Annotated in this window: 17 protein-coding genes and 1 tRNA gene; 8 read left to right on the top strand and 10 right to left on the bottom strand. The window is 59.7% G+C overall.

The features are described 5' to 3' along the window. Positions 1 to 255: 255 nt before the first annotated feature. Positions 256 to 828 carry a C40 family peptidase gene (locus tag BDB13_RS20760; protein ID WP_254922893.1) on the bottom strand — a complete coding sequence of 191 codons (573 nt, stop codon included), beginning with the start codon at positions 826 to 828 and terminating at the stop codon, positions 256 to 258. 610 nt (positions 829 to 1438) lie between these two features. On the opposite strand from BDB13_RS20760, the gene trxA reads away from it, so the two are divergent. Then, entirely contained in the window at positions 1439 to 1810 is a 372-nt protein-coding gene (trxA, locus tag BDB13_RS20765) for a thioredoxin (RefSeq protein WP_094273495.1), read from the top strand. A 73-nt stretch (positions 1811 to 1883) separates the two neighbouring features. On the opposite strand, the gene galE is transcribed toward trxA, so the two are convergent. From galE to BDB13_RS20810, 7 genes are all read right to left on the bottom strand, one after another. Next, positions 1884 to 2915, bottom strand: coding sequence for a UDP-glucose 4-epimerase GalE (gene galE, locus BDB13_RS20770; protein WP_176459637.1), 1032 nt, complete (start codon positions 2913 to 2915; stop codon positions 1884 to 1886). Further along, positions 2912 to 4561, bottom strand: coding sequence for a glycosyltransferase family 2 protein (locus BDB13_RS20775; RefSeq protein ID WP_217902143.1), 1650 nt, complete (start codon positions 4559 to 4561; stop codon positions 2912 to 2914). The genes galE and BDB13_RS20775 overlap by 4 nt, the downstream gene beginning before the upstream one ends. A 280-nt stretch (positions 4562 to 4841) precedes the next feature. Next, complete coding sequence (locus BDB13_RS20780) at positions 4842 to 5819, bottom strand: UDP-glucuronic acid decarboxylase family protein (protein ID WP_094273496.1); 978 nt, start codon at positions 5817 to 5819, stop codon at positions 4842 to 4844. A 162-nt stretch (positions 5820 to 5981) separates the two neighbouring features. Next, complete coding sequence (locus BDB13_RS20785; RefSeq protein WP_094273497.1) at positions 5982 to 7616, bottom strand: right-handed parallel beta-helix repeat-containing protein; 1635 nt, start codon at positions 7614 to 7616, stop codon at positions 5982 to 5984. Positions 7617 to 7690: 74 nt separating this feature from the next. After that, positions 7691 to 9082 (bottom strand): UDP-glucose dehydrogenase family protein, encoded by a 1392-nt coding sequence (locus tag BDB13_RS20790; RefSeq protein WP_094275072.1) that lies wholly within the window; start codon positions 9080 to 9082, stop codon positions 7691 to 7693. Positions 9083 to 10644: 1562 nt separating this feature from the next. Next, the gene (polA, locus tag BDB13_RS20805; protein WP_094273500.1) at positions 10645 to 13383 is read right to left on the bottom strand and encodes a DNA polymerase I; all 2739 of its coding nucleotides are present in this window, start codon (positions 13381 to 13383) and stop codon (positions 10645 to 10647) included. A gap of 58 nt (positions 13384 to 13441) precedes the next feature. Then, positions 13442 to 14068 carry an ANTAR domain-containing response regulator gene (locus tag BDB13_RS20810; RefSeq protein ID WP_094273501.1) on the bottom strand — a complete coding sequence of 209 codons (627 nt, stop codon included), beginning with the start codon at positions 14066 to 14068 and terminating at the stop codon, positions 13442 to 13444. A gap of 98 nt (positions 14069 to 14166) precedes the next feature. On the opposite strand from BDB13_RS20810, the gene BDB13_RS20815 reads away from it, so the two are divergent. The 7 genes from BDB13_RS20815 (at position 14167) to BDB13_RS20845 (ending at position 18873) form a co-directional block, all read left to right on the top strand. Next, positions 14167 to 14243: transfer RNA gene (locus tag BDB13_RS20815), tRNA-Leu, on the top strand. A gap of 121 nt (positions 14244 to 14364) precedes the next feature. Beyond that, the gene (locus BDB13_RS20820) at positions 14365 to 15165 is read left to right on the top strand and encodes a hypothetical protein (protein ID WP_094273502.1); all 801 of its coding nucleotides are present in this window, start codon (positions 14365 to 14367) and stop codon (positions 15163 to 15165) included. A 144-nt stretch (positions 15166 to 15309) separates the two neighbouring features. After that, the gene (locus tag BDB13_RS32225; protein WP_176459638.1) at positions 15310 to 15486 is read left to right on the top strand and encodes a hypothetical protein; all 177 of its coding nucleotides are present in this window, start codon (positions 15310 to 15312) and stop codon (positions 15484 to 15486) included. Between the two features lie 78 nt (positions 15487 to 15564). Further along, positions 15565 to 16815: an amidohydrolase gene (locus BDB13_RS20830; protein WP_094275073.1), complete on the top strand. Its 1251-nt coding sequence runs from the start codon at positions 15565 to 15567 to the stop codon at positions 16813 to 16815. A 47-nt stretch (positions 16816 to 16862) separates the two neighbouring features. After that, complete coding sequence (locus tag BDB13_RS20835; protein ID WP_094273504.1) at positions 16863 to 17483, top strand: AMIN-like domain-containing (lipo)protein; 621 nt, start codon at positions 16863 to 16865, stop codon at positions 17481 to 17483. A 95-nt stretch (positions 17484 to 17578) separates the two neighbouring features. Next, positions 17579 to 18232, top strand: coding sequence for a hypothetical protein (locus tag BDB13_RS20840; protein ID WP_094273505.1), 654 nt, complete (start codon positions 17579 to 17581; stop codon positions 18230 to 18232). A 137-nt stretch (positions 18233 to 18369) separates the two neighbouring features. Further along, positions 18370 to 18873: an SRPBCC domain-containing protein gene (locus tag BDB13_RS20845; RefSeq protein WP_094275074.1), complete on the top strand. Its 504-nt coding sequence runs from the start codon at positions 18370 to 18372 to the stop codon at positions 18871 to 18873. A 27-nt stretch (positions 18874 to 18900) separates the two neighbouring features. Here the strand turns inward: BDB13_RS20845 and BDB13_RS20850 are convergent, their stop codons facing one another. Next, on the bottom strand, positions 18901 to 19782 hold the full coding sequence (locus BDB13_RS20850) for an acyl-CoA thioesterase (protein WP_094273506.1): 882 nt from the start codon (positions 19780 to 19782) through the stop codon (positions 18901 to 18903). Position 19783: 1 nt separating this feature from the next. Beyond that, the gene (pyk, locus tag BDB13_RS20855) at positions 19784 to 21202 is read right to left on the bottom strand and encodes a pyruvate kinase (protein WP_094273507.1); all 1419 of its coding nucleotides are present in this window, start codon (positions 21200 to 21202) and stop codon (positions 19784 to 19786) included. Between the last annotated feature and the right edge of the window lie 16 nt (positions 21203 to 21218).

The following is a 21218-nucleotide window of genomic DNA, read 5'->3' on the forward strand; positions in this document are numbered from 1 at the left end:
TAGCCACGGACCTTCATCCAGTTCTACGATCGCGATGACCGGGTCGTGCATTCGACCCGGTTCGCACCAACCGTCCAGCGCAATGCGGCAGGAGACGATGGTGCCCTTCCCACAACAGGGCACCACGTCGAGGTCCACTCCACGGCATCCGGGACAGATCCTGGTTCGCGGCGCTGACAGTTGTCTACACCCCGCGCATCGCAGAATGGTCAGACATCGACTTTCCATGATTTCACTGCGTTTCTAGATCTGAAATCAGTACCGGCGCGCCATGTGGAACGGCATCGAGTCGAGAGGTGCCCGCGTGACTGACTGGCCGCTGGTCGGTGCATGAACGACCTGACCGTTGCCGGCGTAGATACCGATGTGGTCACCACCGTAGTAGAGCACCAAGTCGCCCGGTCGCAGATCTGCTTTGGACACCGCGATGCCGCTGGCTTCCTGGTCATACGTTGTACGGGGGATCGAAACGCCGGCCTGCGCGTACGCCCACTGGGTCAGACCCGAGCAATCGAAGGAGTTCGGTCCGGTCGCACCCCAGACATACGGTGACCCGATCTTCGACTCCGCAGCCGACAAGGCCCGATCACCGACACTGGGCGCGGAATGGATGACATCCGGCGTCTGCATCGGATTTGCCGGCATCATCTGATTGGGCAGAGTGGGCAGAGCGGGGATCGTGAAGTCGATACCCGGAATGGACAGCGGTTGGGCACTCGCGCCTGCTGTCGTGGCGGCGAAGGTACCTGCCGTGAGTGCGGCAACAACGACGGCGCCTCGGATAGTGCGGGTCAAAGCAGTCTTTCGGGTGGTCATACGTACGGCCATGATTTTGTAGATTTCCTTTTCTCGGTACTCCGGCCCGGATCGGGTCGGCCATGGCCATAACTCTGTATTTTGTTCGCGTTCGTGACTTCCGCCGAATGGACCGAGACATACCTATTTCTGCCGCACGCACCAGACCAGGTATCCGACGCGCAATGCGCGTCCGCAAGACCCTCGATGATCGATAAATGACGGTGTGGGGCACGATCCCCGCACGATTCAGCGCCACTCGTGGCCGAAATATAACGATTTCGTAGGTAAACCGGCGGCTGTACGACGCCTGACGGTCACAACTAGGTACCAATCCAGGTACTTCAACCATTGACGTCCGGTGCGGGGGAATGTACGGAAAGCATGCGACCACGTAACGGTCCCGCCGTCGAAACAACCGACGAACCGGGTACATAACGGCTATCGACAGGCGACGATGTGTCGTTACACCTTCACAATTGGTCGTCTCCGCGGAACCCGCGACGGCCTGAATTCGACGGGAACCTCATGGCAGCCGAACCCTCTGTTCACCCACAGCTCCGGTCCGAAAATGGAGCAGGGAAGAATCAGGGACCCCGGGGCGTTGCACCCTCCAACAGCCCGAACTATGGAAAGGACCCCTGTGGCCACCCAGACACTCACCCAGCAGAACTTCGACGAAACGATCAACGGCAGCGATGTCGTGCTCGTGGACTTCTGGGCTTCCTGGTGCGGCCCGTGCCGCCAGTTCGCCCCTACCTTCGAAGCCTCAGCCGAGAAGCATGCCGACGTTGTTCACGGCAAGGTGGACACCGAAGCCGAGCAGGGAATCGCGGCAGCAGCCAACATCCGCTCGATTCCGACGATTATGGCGTTCCGCGAAGGCATCTTGGTGTTCAACCAGGCCGGCGCACTGCCTGCTCCCGCCCTCGAGGATCTGATTACTCAGATCAAGGCACTCGACATGGATGAGGTCCGCAAGGAAATCGCGTCCCAGAACGCTCCTGCGGAGTAGTTCAACTCACGAACAAAGGCGCGACGGAAATCGAATTCGATTTCCGTCGCGCCTTCTCTGTCACACCGCCTACTCACTGCGCCTTCGTGTACCCATTCGGGTTGAGAATCTGAAAATTCCACGCATCCCGACACATCGCGTCCAGGTCAAACCTCGTACGCCAACCCCACGCCACCTCCACCTTGCGAGGATCCCCCACCAACGTCGCCACATCACCCGCCCGACGCTCACAAATCACAGACGCAATCTCCCGGCCACTAGCCTGTGCAAACGCATCACGCAGTTGCAACACCGACGTCCCCACCCCGGTACCGAGATTGAACACCTGCATTCCCGGCACATCATCGACATGCTCAACCGCCGCAACATGACCGTCCGCCACATCCACCACATGAATGTAATCGCGCACAGCAGTCCCATCCGGTGTCGGATAATCATCACCGAACACATTCAGCGCCGGCAACCTCCCCGCCGCAACCTGCATCAAATACGGCATCACGTTATGCAACGGCCCCTTCGGCGCTTCACCGAGCACACCACTGCGATGAGCACCGATCGGATTGAAATACCGCAGCGCAGTCGCCCGCATCTCCGGGTGATACCGCGTCGCCTGCTCGATCAACTGCTCACACGTCCACTTCGACCACGCATACGGATTGGTCGGCCCCGGAACATCCGACTCCGTGAGCGGCTTCGGTAGTGCGTCACCGTAAATCGAACACGACGACGAGAACACCAACCGATGCACCCCATACTCATGCATCACCCGCAAAAGGCTTGTCGTGCACCCGATATTGACATCGAAATAATCCAGAGGAATCTGCGTCGACTCCCCCACCGCCTTCTTCGCCGCAAAATGGATGACAACATCGATGTCGTGGCGAGCGAAAACATCCGACAACCCCGGCCGATCCCGGAGGTCGAGTTCGTAGAAAGTCGGTGTGGTGCCGGTCAGCGTCTCCACGCGCACAAGCGCTTCCGGTGAACTGTTCGAAAGATCGTCGATCACGATCACCTCGTGACCACTCTCGATCAGCGCCACACAAGTGTGACTTCCGATGAATCCGCTTCCGCCGGTGACCAGCACCGTCCGTCGCAGTGTCATAACCCGAGCTCCTTCATCAAATATCCGGGATAAGCCGCGAGAGCCAGAAACAGCGGCATCGAAATAATCATCCACGCACACAACGGCTTCCACACCGCGAGCAGCGTGAGGCCAATGGGTACATCCGCAGCGGTTGCCGCTTCGTGCGCATGAAGAAGCGGCGCCGCGATCGCGAGAGTCGTGTAGATGCTGGCGGCGATCAGACACAAGCCGATATAGCCGACCGCTCCCGTTCTCGCGATACCGACGATTGCAGCCGAGGACATCACTACCGATATCACCAAGTAGGGAGCGACGAGACGGACGGACATCGACTCCACCCCGCTCGTACCTTTCGGAGTGACTTTGAACACCACGGGTTTAGGGGTGATCTGTTGCAGACAGGCCGCTGCCAATCCCCAGCCGATGATCGGCCATCGGGCGAGGGCATACAGCCAAACCTCCCAGCTCAACAGTGGCGCATTCCGGGGACGCAACAAGCGGTGCCGTCGCAGAACTGCGGTGAGCAGAAGCAGAAACAACGCGGGGACGATCCAGTGAGCCAGGAAATCGAGGTAGTTCACCCGAACCCAGGGAATTCCGGTGACAGCAGCGATCGGGGGAAGCGAGAGCCCCACGGTGGTGCTTAAGACCAACAGTGGATAGAAACCCAGCGCGAACAGGAACCGAAGGCGCAGTCTCCACGGAAGTCTGATGAGTGTGCGAGGAACGAGGTTGACAAGGACGACGGCAAGACTCCGCGACCACTGAAATTCCTGGGTCAACATCGCACCGAAGGTCGCCGGACCTTCACCATGCGCTTCGGCATCGATGGCAAATGCCCCACTCCACCCGGCAGTGTTGAGCAGGTACGACGTGGAGAAATCCTCGGCGAGTTCCGGCCCGATACCACCGATCGATCGCACCGCGGCTGTACGCACGGCATAGTGTGACCCGATACTGATCGGGGCAAGTCCACGATTGTGCCCGAGCTGGACGGGGCCGTGAAATGCCGCCTCGCGATGTAACCGTCCACGGGCAGACCATGATTGATCAGCATTCGAATCACACACACTGGGCGCGCTGACGTACCCGATTGCCGGATCAGCGAAAGGTCGAACCATCTCGGCGAGATACGTCACGGCCGGAACATGATCCGCATCGAGTTGCGATACGACGTCGTAGGAGTCATATCCGACCGTGTCGTAGAAGAACGCCAGGTTGCCTTCCTTGCACTTGGTCCGGCGCGGCCAGGTATCGCGGTGGTAGTCGGATCGACCGTTGCGGGTACTGACCGAGACACCGTGCTGCTCGCACCAGGCTGATATTTCGGCAGAGGGCGCTTCGTCGCAAAGCCAGACGTCATAGGCATACGGGAACTGTTGAGCGAGCATCGCTTCGAGCGTCTCGCGAACCATAAGCCACGGTTCCGACGGCGCCCGAGTAACCACGATTGCCACTCGGACGTCCGGAATCCTCAATTCCGGATTGACCTTCCGTAGACGATTGACGGCGACCAGAAAATAGGCCGGAAGCAAACACAGGTAAGCCAACAGTGCACTGTTGACAACAAACCCGAACCATCCGAATCGGTGTTCGGGGGCGAGCCACCACCACCAGAACACCGCAACACTGGCCAGCCAACCGACGGTCAACGCCCCAACCACGACGCGCAGTCGGTTCGGTAGGGCGTAGACGAATATGCTTCGGTCGCTTTCGATTCGGAGTGGTCGTCGGACGCTGAAAACTGGACCCGACGGTGGGGCGGCGACAATAGCGCCACTGGATAGTTCGTACAGAAATTCAGCTATCGAGTCGTCTACAGTCCGGGAGTGGAGAGGAAACGCTGGCGCCGCGCCCCGCGGGGCGCGATGTTTGACCGCCGATCGACCTGATGTCTTGGACACGGATATGTGTTCCTCCCTTGAGTATTCGGCGCACTTTCGGTCAGTGAAGGACACTCTCCGGGAAGAGTCCTGCTGCAGCTTCGATTTCAGAGCGATTGCGGGCAAACCAGTCGATGGTGCGCTGGATACCGGTCTCGACCGAAACTTGTGGGGCCCAGTTCAATCTGCTGTCGGCCCGCTCGATCGACGGTCTCCGCCGGGTGGGATCGTCGACAGGCAAAGGACGCCGAGTAATCGCCGACTCCGACCCCGAAAACTTCACGACAAGCTCAGCAAGTTCGAGCACCGTCAACTCTTCCGGATTTCCGAAATTGACAGGACCAGGCTCCGACGAATCGATCATCGAAACGAAGCCACGCACAAGATCGTCGACATAGCAGAAACTCCGCGTCTGCTGCCCGTCACCGAAGACCGTGAGCGCTTCGCCCAACAATGCCTGGACAATGAACGTCGACACAGCCCGGCCGTCGTCCGCCCGCATCCGCGGTCCGAATGTGTTGAAAATACGCATGATTCCAACATTCAACCCCCGCGACGCACCATACGAAGTGGCCAGTGCCTCAGCGAATCGTTTCGCCTCGTCATACACACTCCGTGGTCCCACCGGGTTCACGTTTCCCCAATAGTCCTCGGTCTGAGGATGAACCAACGGATCGCCGTAGACCTCGCTGGTCGACGCCAGGACAAATCTCGCCTGGTGCTGGAGCGCGAATTCGAGTGCACTGAGTGTGCCCTGACTACCCGTGGTGAGAGTGTCGACGGGGCGACGTAGATAGTCCGGCGGCGAGGCCGGACTCGCGAGATGCGCGACGGCGTCGAAGTGTCCGTCGACATCGATTGCCGTGCGCACGTCGGCTTCAACGAAACGGAACCGATCACTCCCGAGGAGGTGCTCGATATTCGCTCGACGTCCGGACGAGAGATTGTCGAGACAGACGACCTCGTCTCCGCGCGAGAGGAGAAACTCACTCAGATGCGATCCCAGAAAACCCGCACCGCCTGTGATCAAGATACGCATGATGTGCCTCCACAGTGTCTACATCGCTACTTCGAACGGACGACAAGTTCGGGAAAAGTATTGAAGTGCAGTTGATTTCACTCTCATTGCCAAGTAGATCGCATTCAGCAATTCACACGTTACGTACCGGCGAGCACACGTCATCGATCTCCGCCCACCATGTCATTCCTCGGAGAAATGACTTGCCCCGTTGTCGATTCGGTTCGCAGCCAATGGAACTCCGAAATAGTCGAGGGTCCCCGGATCCATTCCGGCAAGGGGCAGCCCCGCACCGATCATCGGCGATCCTGGCCGAAACAGAAACCCGACGGCGCTCGTGATCTGATCGGCTGCTGTGACATCGGTGGGTGATACAGGATCCATCAACTCCGGATCTACATCCGAGCCGACGGATTCCTCCACCAAGATTTCCTGGCCGGTCGCGGCGCGCCACCCGCTCAGGCTCTCGAATTCGGTACCCTCCCAGACGATTTTGGATTGATCGGATGCCCCGAAATAGTTGTTACCCCATAACATTGCACCTTTATCCGTGCTGTTGACGGATATCAGCAGCGGCCCAGCGCCCAGCGAGATGAAGATATTGTTGCGAAACACCACACCGTCGAGGGCATCACTGATGCGAACCACCGGCGGTAGGAATCCGTCCACACCGGATGCCATGACCACGGTGTTCTGGTAGATCTGGTCGCCGACGATGCCGCCCGACTGAGCGCCTCCGGCAAGTCCACCGAGAACCGAGATCCCGCCGTGGAATTCACCGCGCCGACTGTCGTTGCTGCTGATGTTGAAACGCACCACGTTCCGGGCATGCGCTCGATTCGAAGCAACACCGTAGAGCAGCAAGCCCGAACCGTCATTGTCGTATGAAAGATTATACTGGAGAACAGAATCCGAGACATTGAGATCCAAACCGAAACCGCCGCCATCGGCCCCGCTCGAACGATTCCCGTACGATAGATTGTTCTCGATAACGACGCCTGTCGAGTCGTACGTCCAAATTCCGATGGGACCTTCCTGCGCCGAGGACCGGGTTCCGTTGCCGTACGCAGTCGATCTGTCGACCCGCCCAGTCTCCACGCTTCCCAACACGATTCCGTTTCCGGTATTGACGACAGCTGTCGGATCGCCGGTGTTCCGGTACGCCGTCACACCCGACACGTTAACGTTGCTGTTCGCATACACCGGCGCATCAGCGTCGAAGTCTGGACCGTAGGTGGCCAGTCCGGCAATCAGATTGTCGTGGAACGAACTGTCACGCACCGATACGTCATCGAACCCCGAAGCATGTGCAGCCGAACCGATTGCGAGTCCGTTCTTGCAGCCACTGACATCCACGCGCTCGATCGTCACTCCGACAAGTCTCCGACGTTCCGGGAGGTCGTTGTACACACTGATTCCATCGACTGACCCACTGCTGCGCCCATCCACCACCAGATCCTGAATCGTCACACCACCGGTGTTGTAGACCTCCACGACCGGTTGGTTCGACACCTCGAGAATCGCCTGGCCGGACCCATACGAGGCGATCACCACCGGCTGTTCACGATCTCCGGCATCCTCGGAGTCCACCCGCAGTTGGCCGGCAAAAAGTTCACCACCAGCCAATAGAACCCGATCACCGGGCCTCAATATCTGAGCCGAGATCCGATCGAGCGTCCGCCACGGTCGCGCAGTTGATCGTCCGTCCGCCCGATCATCGCCATGGGCGCTGACGTAATACGTCCGCTGCGTGCTCGACAAAGAAGTCGATCGGGCAATGAATACGACTCCGGCTACCGCTCCCAGAGCGGTCAGCATTAGAACGATCAAAGGAGTTACGACCCGTCGACTCACACGCGGCGACCGCTCTACAGCTACACCCGCCGGGAGTGTCATGGAGCCACCGAAGACGCCGTTTCTACGAGCTCTGCCCGCGAACAGGATTCGGAAACCGAGAATTGTGGCCTTCCGAATCCGCGGTAGGTCCAGCCGGCTTCTCGCCACGGATTCGGATCGAGGCAGTTACGCCCGTCGACGAGCACCTTCCGCCGGACCACCGTATCGAGATCATGTGGAAGCAATTTCCGAAACTCTGCCCACTCGGTGAGCACCAGAACGGCGTCAGCACCCTCGCACGCGCTACCGATCGACGTGGCATATCCCAAATCCGGGAACCTCACACGTGCATTGTCCATACCCATCGGGTCATGCACGACGACGTCCGCACCACCGAGTTGCAGTTGATTCGCGACGTCGAGTGCCGGCGAATCTCGTACGTCGTCGGAGTCCGGCTTGAACGCCGCACCGAGAATCGCGATCCGCGCACCCGGCAACGATCCGCACACTTCCTGGGTGATATCGACTGCGCGAGTTCGCGATCGCGTGTTGATGTCATCGGCTACGGTCAAGATCGCCGATATGCTCCCGACGCCGAGCTCGTCGGCCCGAGCCCGGAACGCCCGAATATCCTTCGGTAAGCACCCTCCTCCGAAACCGATGCCTGCCCGAAGAAACTCGCGACCGATGCGCGGGTCATATCCGATCGCCTCGGCCAGCACCGACACATCAGCGGCGGTACGATCGCACACTTCCGCCATCGCGTTGATGAACGAAATCTTGGTAGCCAAAAAGGCATTCGCTGCGACCTTGACCAATTCGGAGGTCTCCAAGCCTGTGACCAGTAACGGAACACCGACATTGAGTAGCGGCGCAAAAACCTCACGCGCCACTTCTTCTGCTCGTCCCGGACGCCCCCGGTCCACTCCGAGCACCAACCGTTCGGGCCTCAACGTGTCCTGGACTGCAAAGCCTTCGCGAAGAAACTCAGGATTCCAGGCGAGCTCGACGGCTTCTCCGGCCGGCGCCAATTCGCGAGCACGGTTCGCCAGTCGCTTCGCCGTTCCGACAGGCACCGTGGATTTGCCGAAAATCACGGCCGGCTTCGTCAGCAAAGGGGCGAGAGACTCGATCAGCGCGTCGAGGTGGGAGAGGTCCGCAGCCAGCCCGTCTGAACGCTGAGGCGTGCCCACAGCAAGAAAATGTGCCTGGGCAAAGTCCGCAGCTTCACTGTAGGACGTCGTGAACCGCAACCTGCCGGCTGCGAGATTTCGTTCGAGAACCTCGCCAAGACCTGGTTCGTAGAACGGTAATTCACCGGACTGAAGCATCCCGACCTTCGTGGAATCGACATCGATACCGATTACGTGATGACCGAGCTCGGCCATGCACAGCGCATGCGTTGCGCCCAAATATCCCAGTCCGAAGACAGCAATACGAACACTCATGAGACACCCCTCGATTCGTCCCACCATCAGGGTTAGTACTGATCGGTGGACTCGACCGTCGGCGGAGCTCGATGACGGTCGAGCAGGCTTCTACTGCACTCGACGAAATTTCGGCGGCGCTACGTCGGATCCCTCATGCAACCGACCTATGCACAGAGTTTTCGAAATTTGTTGAACTGCAGCAGTTTTCGACTATCAGTCAGCCAGTCCGCCACAGCGCCTGGCCAATGTCCCACGCTGCGACGAACCTCGACGCACAACTTCAGAACGTCGAGAGACCGCCGATAACATTCACGGATTCTTTGGACACGCATGAGACAGCAGATATTCACTGGTTCCAACAGTGAGTTCTCCGTGGGAAGCAATCCCCGATTGCTTCCCCACAGTTTCCGAGCGCGTGCCTTCGGGGATCACCCATCACGTTTCGGCTACGTGATGTGACACCTACCTCGCTTACTGCGCACATGGTGCGCGAGTTTCCCGAACACCAATTGATCATTAAATTAGCTGATCAATTGGTGGGCTGACGCTACGTCCCCGAGAAGGAAAACGTCAATGCCTCTAGTGCGGTGAATTTACCGAATTCTGACCGTCGGCAAACAAATGGACAATTGTATAGAAGTAGCCTGATTCCAGTGCCGAGCCACCTGCCAGCACATTTGCAGACAACTCCCGATTTCCGAGGTTCGAGATGTATGTCCGAAATTCACAAAATGTGATCTACATCACATTTTGACAGATTTGGCGCACTTTACTTCGCACATAGAAAAGATCCTCGAAATCGGCCCGCAGCAGCCAAGAATCCAACCATCACCCGATAGCGACGTTAAAGGCCAGTTCAATGGCTCAGCCAGGGAATATTCAGCCAAGTGGGACGCGGCAGACGTCAGCGCAAGACGACTACGTTCCCCGCCCGCCTGCGCTCGCATCGTTCGACTCTCGCGATCACGAACGTCTGCACGTACCCCGCTCGTCACCCGACGCCGAACCCTGACCTCTCCCAGAAATTGCGGGCCTACACCGTGCCAGTTACGGCAATTGGAGCGAACGCTAGGATTAGGATTATCGAGGGAAGAACGAATATATGGCAACCGGACAGACAAACTCCGCTACCCCGACGAAGAAATCGTTGCACGGAATTACCTAGAACATACTGAATGGTCTCGCTGTTAATCCGCTACATCATGACAAGAATCATGGAGCGGTAGCTGCGCATCGAAAAGTAGCGATCGACCAGGTGACGGGAGGTAACCATTTCCGTGTAACACCCGAACAGATACTGCCGATAACCGGTTAGCTGTTTTAGCGAGCCGATGAGGAACGGTGAGGACATTGTTGTCGAATTCTGAAGCAGGCTGCGCTCACACCATCCGATCGAGGATTCCCGCGCACCAATGCCGTCATCGAGCAGGAACCGTCGAAAACTCGTCGCAATGCCGAAGCTGGCGGCGCCTTGAACCAAGCTGATGCTTGGGTACCGGTCAAGCCGCAGATCCCGCTCCGAACCCGGGCACCGACGCGCGACGTGGTGCCCGGGTTCGTCGAAATCGACCCATCTTCGGTCAGTGAGCCGCGCTGTCCCAGCTGCGTCCCGCTCCCACCGACACGTCGAGTGGGACCGACAACTCGATTGCAGTGGACATCTTGTCCTTGACCAGAGCGGTGACCTGCTCGAGTTCCGATTGCACCACCTCGAGCACCAATTCGTCGTGAACCTGCAGCAGCATCCGTGACTTCAAACCTGCGTCTGCGAGCGCCTTCTGCACGTTGATCATCGCGACCTTGATGATGTCGGCTGCAGTGCCCTGGATTGGCGCGTTGAGTGCCGCACGTTCAGCGACTTCCCGACGCTGACGGTTGTCACTGTTGAGATCCGGCAAGTAGCGACGACGACCGTAGAGCGTCGACGTGTAACCGTCCTTGCGGGCCTGCTCGACCACGGCATGGAGGTAGTCACGGACTCCACCGAAGCGCGCAAAGTAGGCATCCATCTGCTGTTTCGCTTCTTCGGTGGAGATCTTGAGCTGCGACGCCAAGCCGTAAGCGCTCAGTCCGTAGGCGAGTCCGTACGACATCGCCTTGACCCGACGACGCAGTTCCGGCGTGACTTCTTCGATGGGAACACCGAATGCGCGTGAACCGACAAAACTGTGGAGATCCTCGCCGGTGTTAAAGGCCTCGATCAGCCCTTCGTCGCCAGACACGTGCGCCATGATGCGCATTTCGATCTGACTGTAATCGGCGGTCAGGAGGACGTCGAACCCCTGGCCAACTACAAAACCGTCGCGAATTTCCCGGCCGGCGTCATTGCGGACGGGGATGTTCTGCAGGTTCGGATCGGTGGACGACAGGCGCCCCGTTGCGGCAACAGTCTGGTTGAACGTGGTGTGGATGCGACCGTCGTCGGCAACAGCCTTGAGCAGACCATCGACCGTCACCTTCATCCGCGTCGCATCACGGTGTGCAAGCAAATGCTCGAGGAACGGGTGTCCGGTCTTGTCGAACAAGCCCTGCAACGCCTCGGCGTCGGTGGTGTATCCGGTCTTGGTCTTCTTGGTCTTGGGCATGTCGAGTTCCTCGAACAACACGACCTGCAACTGCTTCGGCGAACCGAGGTTGATCTGCTTGTCGATCACCGCGTACGCGGAGTCGGCAGCGGCTGCGACCAGCGAAGCGAACCGGCTCTGCAGATCATGCAAATGCGCACTGTCGACAGCGATTCCGGTGGCCTCGATCTTGGCGAGCTCCACCGTCAACGGCAACTCCATGTCGGAGAGAAGCGACTTCGATTCGATCGATTCGAGTTCGGTGTCGAGGGCGCGAGCCAGATCAAGAACGGCCTGAGCGCTGAGCATCGCCGTCTCAGCGGCTTCCGCATCCAACTGATCGGTGTCGTCGAGCAGCGAAAGCTGTTCCTGCCCCGACGTTTCTGCCCGCAGTTCACGCTTGAGGTATCGGAGCGAGAGGTCATCGAGGTTGAAGGTGCGCTGCCCTGGGCGTACAAGGTACGCGGCAAGAGCCGTGTCGCTGGTGAGTCCGCCGAGTGTCCATCCACGTCCGCGAAGGGCATGGATGGCCCACTTGGCTTCGTGAATCGCCTTGGGCTGGGTTGCATCCGCAAGCCAATCCCCCAGAGCTGCTTCATCTTCCGGAGTGGCCGACGTTGTCGAGATATACGCGCACTCCCCGTCCGATGCCGCAATCGCAAGAGCAGTGGTATCACCGGCATACGGCGTCCGAGTGCCGATGACTGTTACGCCGTGGCGTTCCCCGGTGCGGGCATGAGCATCGAGCCACGCCGCAACCGAGCCTGGCTCGAGAGCGTCACCGCTGACCTCGAAGCCCTCTTCCGCTTCGGGTTCGGATGACGACAGCGTCGCAAAGAGTCGGTCACGGAGAACCTTGAACTCGAGATCGTCGAAGAGTGCATGAATCTTCTCGCGGTCCCACGGCGACAGGATCAACTGCTCCGGCGCGTACGGCAGCGGAACGTCGCGAACCATCTCGGTGAGCTGACGGTTCAACAACACGTTTGCGATGTTCTCGCGCAATGAATCGCCGACCTTGCCACGAACCTTGTCGACGTTGTCGACCAATCCTTGGAGATCGCCGTATTCACGGATCCACTTGGTGGCAGTCTTTTCGCCGACACCGGGGATGCCCGGGAGGTTGTCACTCGGGTCTCCGCGCAGCGCCGCAAAATCCGGGTACTGAGCCGGCGTGAGGTTGTACTTTTCTTCGACGGCCTCCGGGGTGAAGCGGGTGAGCTCCGAAACACCCTTCTTCGGGTAGAGGACCGTGACATTCTCGGTGACCAACTGCAGAGCATCCCGGTCTCCGGTGACTACCAGGACGCGATACCCGAGGGCCTCGGCTTGAGTGGTCAGGGTGGCGATGACGTCATCGGCCTCGAAACCTTCCTCGGCCATGACCGGGATACCCAGTGCGCCCAGTACGTCCTTGGTGATGTCGATCTGGCCCTTGAACTCGTCCGGAGCCTTGGCGCGCTGCGCCTTGTACTCCGGGAACAGCTCCGCGCGGAACGTCTGACGCGACACGTCGAAAGCAGCCGCGAGGTGAGTCGGCTTCTCGTCGCGAAGGAGGTTGATGAGCATCGACGTGAAGCCGTACACCGCATTGGTTGCCTGGCCGCTATGCGTCTTGAAGTTGTCCGCCGGCAATGCGTAAAACGCACGGAAAGCCAGGGAGTGCCCGTCGAGGAGCATCAGGAGCGGACGGTCTTCCCCCGATCCGATTGCGACGGCGGAGGTACTGGACGGAGTTGCGGTTGCGGGGCTCACGGTTGATCAGTCTAGGGATCCCTACTGACATCGATACCCCCGACCAGGTTTACCCAGCTCAGGCGTTCGGCTCGCCGCTGAGTGTTTCGAGAACCACCTCGGCGACGGCCTTCATCGTGGACCGCCTGTCCATCGCAGCACGTTGAATCCACTTGAACGCCTCCGGTTCGGTGAGCGCCTGGCGAACCATCAACACGCTCTTGGCCCGTTCGATGATCTTGCGAGCCTCCAAACGATCCGACAGGTCCGCGATTTCGCGCTCGAGCGCCGCCACCTCACGGAATCTGCTGACAGCCAATTCGACAGCCGGCACCAGATCGGTGATGGAGAAAGGCTTGACCAGATACGCCATCGCGCCGGCGTCGCGAGCCCGCTCCACCAATTCGCGCTGACTGAACGCTGTGAGAATGACAACAGGAGCAATTCGTTTGGCCGCGATCTCCGAAGCGGCGTCAATCCCGTCCCGCCTGGGCATCTTCACGTCCATGATCACCAAGTCCGGCCGCAGCGCTTCCGCCAACTCCACCGCAACCTGACCGTCGCCGGCTTCACCGACAACGTCGTAACCCTCTTCGCGGAGCATCTCGACCAGATCCATGCGGATCAACGCTTCATCCTCGGCAACAACAACGCGACGCGGTGCGCTCTGATTACCTTGTGGCAGTAGCGAATTCATGGCCACCATCCTCCTCTGTCGAACCGCCCCGACACGAGACGCGAACATAAAGAGGGTACCGGTGTTTGACTTTGAAATCGCATCTTCTAATGTAGTCATCGCAACAAGCCCTCGTATCCCAATTGGCAGAGGAAACGGATTCAAAACCCGTCCAGTGTGAGTTCGAGTCTCACCGAGGGCACCATCTGCACCAGCCGCCGCAAGGCGGCACCGACAAACTGTCGACGTTCGTCCATGATCACCGGCCGCTATGTTCGATTTATGCGACACCGTTCACCGAGTGAAAATATCGCGGATTCCTTCACATGATCCACTGGGAAATCACCCGTACTGATCCGGGATCTGGACTCATCGGCACTCACTACGGCATCGAGTTCACCGTCGACGACGCATGCCTAGCTGTCGCGAAGGCCAGCCGCAAGGCACTGAATGCAACTGATGCCGAAGTGAATCGGGGCCTGCACATTCGGATCGCCGATCACGTCGTGTCACTCGACGGAATCCGAGATCCCCTGGTCAGCATCGAAGACCTGGCGAGCCGACTCACCGCTTCGCTCACTGCCAAGGAAGACGCATCGCGACCTCCAATTCCGAAACGCGAACCGCTGAAACCCTTTCCCACCAACCCGCAACCAAACGACACGATCGAACCACGCCGTTTCCAAGTGGGAACAGTTGAGGTGGCAGGCCTGATCGTGATCATGGAAGAGGGCCAGCCCTATTGGCCGGAAATCGTAACCAATCCGGACGGGACCTCAGTGCCCGCAGTCGGCGAAGACACGATCGCCATTTTGACCCGAAACCAGTACGGCGAGGCCTCGATTCAAGCCATATCGCTGACCTGCCCACCTCCCAGCCGACATACCGGTTGGGAAGAGTTCTACGAAGCTCAAATCGATTCTCCCGACGGGGAGACTTACCTGTGGCCGGGCGGCGGTCCCTCATCGGAGAATCCGTTCACCGACCCCGTCACAGTCGACGGCCCGGGGCGCTATCACTTTCGTATTTACATCAGCGGCAGAATCGGGAATGTCGGCGTCAGTAATCCCACTGTGCCTGAACGCTATTTGATCGAAACGTGGAAGGCCACCGCAGACGACCACTAGTTCGATCCAGGCGGCACCATTGACTGATAATGCTCTGTGGAACGCTCGTGTGCTTCGCCGTGCTGCACTGTGCTTGTCAGATGCCCCTCCCCTCTCGCCGAGGTCACTTACATCACGACCGAACACCTCAACGACCGCTCGCGAGTGACGTACCGACTCGACGGAAACGGCACTGTGACATGGAAAGTCGAGTATGCGAGTGAAGCTGTTCGCGGCGGCGACAGCAACGTAGTCGACGTCGGTGGCAAGTCCATCGTTCAGGTAGATGTCGTTGGAAGTCCTCGGCCATCGATGATTACAGTCCCGGAAGAACGACGCTGACCGCAGGCACCAACAGCCTCTCCCTGTTAGCGTCGGAATGATCCGGTTCGTCCGTATCGCACGATCGAAAGGATGCTCATGTCCTATGCCGCGCACGAAAACATCACCGTAGATCCGACACTCGCCGATCTGTACAAGGACCTCCACAGCCATCCGGAGCTCGGATTCCAGGAACACCGCACCGCTGACATCGTGGCCAACCGCCTGAAGTCGCTGGGGTTCGCCGTCACCACCGGACTCGGGAAGACCGGAGTCGTCGGTGTCTTGAAGAACGGATCGGGCTCGACCGCGCTACTGCGCGCAGACATGGACGCCCTTCCCGTCAAGGAAGACACCGGACTCGACTATGCCAGTACCGTCACTGCCACCAATGAGGACGGCAAGGTCGTACCGGTAGCTCACGCCTGCGGCCATGACCTACACACGACGTGCCTGCTTGGTGCCGCCCAAATCCTCACCCAGGACACCGTCAGCTGGTCTGGCACCCTACTTCTCGTCTTCCAGCCTGCCGAAGAACTCGGCGCCGGTGCGCAAGCGATGGTCAACGATGGGCTCTTCGACAAGTTTCCGAAACCCGACGTCGTGCTCGGCCAGCACGTCGCGCCGTTGCCTGCCGGAAAGATCGCCGGTCACCCCGGCCCTTCGTATGCGGGTTCCGACTCTCTCCGCGTACGACTGATCGGCAAGGGCGCGCACGGATCTATGCCCGAAAACTCCGTCGACCCGGTGGTGATGGCGGCAGAAACCGTAATGCGCCTGCAGACAATCATCTCCAGGGAAGTCCCGAGCACAGCAATCGCTGTCCTCACCGTCGGTTCCATCCATGCCGGCGACGCGGCCAACGTCATTCCCGGCGAAGCCGAGCTGCAGCTGAATATTCGCAGTTACGACTCAGCCGTCCGCGAACGCATCCTGAAAAGCGTGGACCGCATCGTGCGAGGTGAAGCCGCGACGGCCGGGGCCCCGGAGGAGCCCACCATCACGGAGATCGAGCGATTCCCGATCGTGGTGAACGACCCGACTGCACTAGGCAAAACCCTCGACGCTTTTGCGGCCTGGCTCGGCGAAGAAAATATTCTCGATCCGGGGGCAGGCGCCGGCAGCGAGGACGTCGGCATTCTCGCGACCAGTTCGGGTGCGCAATTGTCGTACTGGCTACTCGGCGGTACCGATCCGTCCCTGTTCACGACTGGCGACATGACCGATCCAGCCCTACGGACCGTGCCGTCGAATCACTCGCCGCACTACGCGCCCGTCATCGAACCGACTCTGAATATCGGAGTCTGCGCGCTTGTCACGGCTACACGGACGTGGCTGCCGCCGACATGATTCGGCAAATTCCGTACCCGGAGACAAGCAGACGATAGATTCGGTTGATGTGGCACCGTCGGCTGATCGCGTTCGGTGGAACACTCTTGTGCTTCACTGCACTTCTCGGGTGCCAGTCCAATCCCGAATCAACTGCCGAATCCAGTACTTCGACAGTTGACAACTCCGGCAATGCAGCAACCGAAACCGGAACAATGCAAGTCGGAAATCCCCCAATCGCGGGACCACCCAGCATCACTCTCCCACCCGTCGTTACCCCCTCAATCGACACCGACACAAACTCGCCCAGTCCACTCGCCGAAGTCACGGGCGTTACTACCGAGCACCTCTTCGATCGCTCGCGGGTTACATACCAACTCGACGGAAATGGCACTGTGGCATGGAAAGTCGAGTACGTGAGCGAAGCCGTTCGCGGCGGCGACAGCAAGGTAGTTGATGTCGGTGGCCGATCGATCATTCAAGTTGACATCATGGGAGTTACAGCGCCTCAACCATTTCCACCGATCAATGCCCACGACGGCACTGTCATGGCAGTCGAGACCGCATCGGTGAGCAGTTCTATCGTCCAGTCCTTCATCGGCACGGCGACTTCGCATCCGGGGTTTCGGGTGACAGAAACCGAGTCGCCAGATCACCTCGTCGTAGACATCTTCTTTGCAGGCGGATGACGTCCATTACTTGGTGAGCCGCCGGCATCCACCAAAAGTACGAATGCGGCTGGAAACCCCCGCGGATGTGGGGAAACTCGGTAGCGTCTCGTCGCATGCGAACACATCGCGGAAGGGCCGGCATCGTGACAGCGACAGTAGCTGCGGTGGGCGCCTCGGCCATCCTGTTCTCCGGAGCCGGTAGCGCTACACCGAGTGACAGCATGACGACGCCCGACGCACTGACCGTCTCAGGTGCCGCGAGCGCCTCAGGTGACCCGCAGCGCGTTCCAGCCCTGTCCTGTGAGGCCACAGCAGAACTTGACCGGCAAAGCGCTGAGAGAGCAGCTGAGGCAGGCGTATCCGTGCCCGGGCCGCTGCAGTGGCCGCCCATTGCACGCGGAATGGACCCCGACGAGCCACGGCCGGCGGTAGCACCACTCGACCCGACTACCGGAATCCCCAAGGACCAGCTCGGCGGAACGATTCCGGTCGACGTGGTGCAGGAAACTCGCAGGCGCGAACGAGAAGAAGCGCTACTGGCGCCGAAAGAACCTCGGTGGTGCGGCGCCGCGGTCGACGCGCTCCAGCTTCAAGCGGAAAGCACTACCGGCCAGACCGCGTGCTATCTGTCCGACGGCCGATTTGCGACCACGCTGTTTGTCGATTCTGCGCCCTTGGACCCAAATATATCGCCGTATCAACGACCCTCTCGGGACTCGTTCGACGAAATCTGCCGACACCTGGGATGGGACCGTAGCTACCAGTGACACAACCCCGCAGCGGAGGCGGTCAATCGTTACATCAGATCGATACATAACGATCTGACCTGCAGTTATTCCCTACACGCCGCAAAAATGGCACGATGGTGTCAACCTCACGGGTTCCAACACAAGTGGAGGCACCGATGGACAATGGCATTATCAGCCTGACGTACGACGGTCGGGTGGCGCTCAGTTTTCGACTAGCTGTCCCCCAGTCTCCCGACAAAGTCTGGAAAGTGATCACTCAACGCGAGTTCCTCGAGGCCTGGTTCCCCGCTGACGTCGAATTCGACCTGACCCCGGGCGCCGACCTCCTGTTCAAGGTGACGCCCGAGCAGATCAAGCGATACGGCTTACCCGCCGATCACGCCACTCGCGGAACTGTGATCAGCGTCCGGCCGAACCACATCTTCGAGTATCTGTGGGACGCCGAAACCCTGCATTGGGAATTGGTTCCCGACGGCACGGGCGGATGCTGGCTGACACTCACTCACACAATGGAAGAAGAAGAGTCCGCGTACGCCCACGCCGCCGGCTGGCACGCCGGTCTCGAAGTTGTTGCGGCACAACTCGACGGTCGCGAAGTGGACTGGTCACCCTGGGACAGAGCCGACGAACTGGCACCGCAGTACCAGAAATCAGCATAAAGACTGGCCCACACTCGGGCTCAGCCCCTATTCCCCCTTGCGCGGGAAGTGCCTGATGACGCCCTCTTGAACTACCGTCGCCATCAGCATGCCTTCGATCGAGAAGTACCGCCCCGTCGCCAAGCCCCGAGAACCAGCGGCCACCGGCGATTCTGTTGCGTAGAGCACCCAGTCGTCGAATCGGAAGGGTCGATGGAACCACATCGAATGATTGACTGTCGCAGCAACAATTCGGTCGTGACCCCAGGACAAGCCGTGGGTAGTGAGGATCGAATCCAGGACTGTTGTGTCGGACGAGTACGCCAACACCGCGGCATGGATCAGTGAATCGTCCGGGAGTTTCCCCTCAGCCTTCATCCACACCCGATTATGGGTGAGCTTCTCCCCGGTGCCCTTCAATATCCAGGCCGGATCGTTGGCATAACGCATGTCGATCGGTTTGAGAGCACCGGCAAAATGCGGAAGCTTGTCCTCATAACCTGACAGACGATCACCCAAGGGCGGCAACGACTCCGGCAACGGAACATCCGGAATCTCGACAGCATGCTCGAGGCCCTTACCCGAATCCTGAAACGCTGCCAGCATCACGAACAGTTCGTTATCGCCTTGATAGGCGGTGACCTGACGGTTGGCAAACGCACGTCCGTCACGATGACGTTCGACGCGATACTCGATGGGCGCCTTGACGTCTCCACCGCGAATGAAATGTGCGTTGATCGCATGGATCGGCCGATCGCCGTCCACGGTACGGCCGGCGGCAATCAGTGCCTGAGACACCAACTGGCCGCCGAACGTCCGTGAACCTACTTGCGCCGGATGATGGCCGCGGAACGCGTCGTCGCCGATGTGTTCCAGATCGAGCAGAGCCAGGAGGGTATCCAGGTCTGCAGACGCGTCCGCATTGCTCACGCTAGTGGAGCTCTTCGCCGATGCGGTGAACGTGAATCAGGTTGGTGGAGCCCACTGTTCCCGGAGGAGATCCGGCGACGATGACCACGAGGTCACCCTTCGCGTATCGCCCGAGTGCGAGCAAGGCGATATCGACCTGACGCACCATCTCGTCAGTGGTAGACACTGGGTCGACGAGGAAAGTTTCGGTTCCCCACGTCAGTGTCAGCTGGCTGCGCACAGCAGGCAGCGGCGTAAACGCGAGCAGCGGCAACGGCGTGTGCAGACGAGCCAATCGGCGCACGGTGTCACCGGACTGCGTGAAGGCAACCAAAGCCTTGGCGTCGAGACGCTCTCCGATATCGCGTGCAGCGTAAGAGATCACGCCGCGCTTGGTGCGCGGGACGTGCGTCAGCGGAGGTACGCGAGTCGTTTCGTTCTCGACGGCCTCGACGATGCGGGCCATGGTGCGAACTGTTTCCATGACGTACTTGCCGACCGACGTTTCACCGGAAAGCATGACTGCGTCGGCACCGTCGAGAACGGCGTTGGCGACGTCGGAAGCCTCGGCGCGCGTGGGGCGCGAGTTCTCGATCATCGACTCGAGCATCTGCGTGGCCACGATGACGGGCTTGGCGTTCTCGCGCGCGATCTGGATGGCGCGCTTCTGCACGAGCGGAACCTGCTCGAGCGGCAATTCCACACCGAGGTCACCGCGGGCGACCATGACGGCGTCGAACGCCAACACGATTGCTTCGAGGTTGTCGATGGCTTCGGGCTTTTCGAGCTTCGCGATGACGGGAACGCGGCGGCCGACTCGATCCATGATGGCGTGAACCAGTTCGATGTCCGCGGGCGAACGAACGAACGACAGAGCGATGAAGTCGACACCCAGCTTGAGTGCAAATTCGAGGTCAGCGATGTCCTTGCCGGACAGCGCGGGAACCGACACGTTCATGCCGGGCAGCGAGAGACCCTTGTTGTTGCTGACGGGCCCGCCTTCGGTGACCAGGCACACGACGTCGTTGCCGTCGATCGCGGTGACGACAAGACCGACCTTGCCGTCGTCAACCAGTAGGCGATCGCCGGGCTTGGCATCACGCGCAAGTTCTTTGTAGGTGGTTCCGACGCGGTCGTGCGTACCTTCGACCTCGTCGACGGTGATGCGAACCTCTTCACCGCTTTCCCAGACTGTCCGCTCGTCCTTGAAACGGCCGAGGCGGATTTTCGGGCCCTGCAAGTCTGCGAGCACGCCGACGGCTTTGCCGGTCGCCTCGGATGCCGCGCGGACGCGGATGTAGTTCTCTTCGTGATCGGCGTGGTCGCCGTGGCTGAAGTTGAGTCGGGCCACGTCCATGCCGCTCTCCACGAGCTCACGGATCCGGTCGCCAGTCGCTGTTGCGGGTCCCAGGGTGCATACAATTTTTGTCCGTCGGTTCACGGCTCGAGCCTAGTCG

Source organism: Rhodococcus sp. OK302 (genome assembly GCF_002245895.1).
In the GTDB taxonomy this organism is placed as follows: domain Bacteria; phylum Actinomycetota; class Actinomycetes; order Mycobacteriales; family Mycobacteriaceae; genus Rhodococcus_F.

Coding starts and splice junctions, on each gene's coding strand:
- BDB13_RS20835 (WP_094273504.1), top strand. CDS start 16,863: ATGTGGCACCGTCGGCTGATCGCGTTCGGTGGAACACTCTTGTGCTTC.
- BDB13_RS20830 (WP_094275073.1), top strand. CDS start 15,565: ATGTCCTATGCCGCGCACGAAAACATCACCGTAGATCCGACACTCGCC.
- galE (WP_176459637.1), bottom strand. CDS start 2,915: ATGACACTGCGACGGACGGTGCTGGTCACCGGCGGAAGCGGATTCATC.
- BDB13_RS20820 (WP_094273502.1), top strand. CDS start 14,365: ATGATCCACTGGGAAATCACCCGTACTGATCCGGGATCTGGACTCATC.
- BDB13_RS20810 (WP_094273501.1), bottom strand. CDS start 14,068: ATGGTGGCCATGAATTCGCTACTGCCACAAGGTAATCAGAGCGCACCG.
- BDB13_RS20780 (WP_094273496.1), bottom strand. CDS start 5,819: ATGCGTATCTTGATCACAGGCGGTGCGGGTTTTCTGGGATCGCATCTG.
- BDB13_RS20845 (WP_094275074.1), top strand. CDS start 18,370: ATGGACAATGGCATTATCAGCCTGACGTACGACGGTCGGGTGGCGCTC.
- BDB13_RS20760 (WP_254922893.1), bottom strand. CDS start 828: ATGGCCGTACGTATGACCACCCGAAAGACTGCTTTGACCCGCACTATC.
- BDB13_RS20790 (WP_094275072.1), bottom strand. CDS start 9,082: ATGAGTGTTCGTATTGCTGTCTTCGGACTGGGATATTTGGGCGCAACG.
- BDB13_RS20840 (WP_094273505.1), top strand. CDS start 17,579: ATGCGAACACATCGCGGAAGGGCCGGCATCGTGACAGCGACAGTAGCT.
- BDB13_RS20785 (WP_094273497.1), bottom strand. CDS start 7,616: ATGCTGACCGCTCTGGGAGCGGTAGCCGGAGTCGTATTCATTGCCCGA.